This is a genomic window from Bacillus cereus group sp. N21 (assembly GCF_016483395.1).
GTDB classification, from domain to species: domain Bacteria; phylum Bacillota; class Bacilli; order Bacillales; family Bacillaceae_G; genus Bacillus_A; species Bacillus_A pseudomycoides.
In genome coordinates this window covers 1-340 of the sequence record NZ_JAEHBX010000289.1, presented here as the reverse complement: position 1 = coordinate 340, position 340 = coordinate 1, and the positions used below count along the sequence as shown (strand labels likewise).

Below are 340 nucleotides of genomic sequence, written 5' to 3'. Positions count from 1 at the left end.
TGACCCGTACGGGATTCGAACCCGTGTTACCGCCGTGAAAGGGCGGTGTCTTAACCACTTGACCAACGGGCCAAAAATATTATGGCGGAGAGCAAGGGATTCGAACCCTTGATACGCTTGTGACGTATACACGATTTCCAATCGTGCTCCTTCGGCCAACTCGGACAGCTCTCCAATCATGGCTCCGCAGGTAGGAATCGAACCTACGACCGATCGGTTAACAGCCGATAGCTCTACCGCTGAGCTACTGCGGAATGATATTAGCCTGGCAACGTCCTACTCTCACAGGGGCAAGGCCCCAACTACCATCGGCGCTAGAGAGCTTAACTTCCGTGTTCGG

3 tRNA genes and 1 rRNA gene are annotated in these 340 nt (G+C 54.1%); all 4 read right to left on the bottom strand.

What is annotated here, in order from left to right:
* Positions 1-72 (bottom strand) — tRNA-Glu (locus JDS96_RS30910).
* A 10-nt stretch (positions 73-82) separates the two neighbouring features.
* Positions 83-174, bottom strand: a tRNA-Ser gene (locus tag JDS96_RS30905).
* 5 nt (positions 175-179) lie between these two features.
* Positions 180-254, bottom strand: a tRNA-Asn gene (locus tag JDS96_RS30900).
* A gap of 9 nt (positions 255-263) precedes the next feature.
* Positions 264-340: ribosomal RNA gene (gene rrf / locus JDS96_RS33545) — 5S ribosomal RNA — on the bottom strand; the annotation flags it as partial.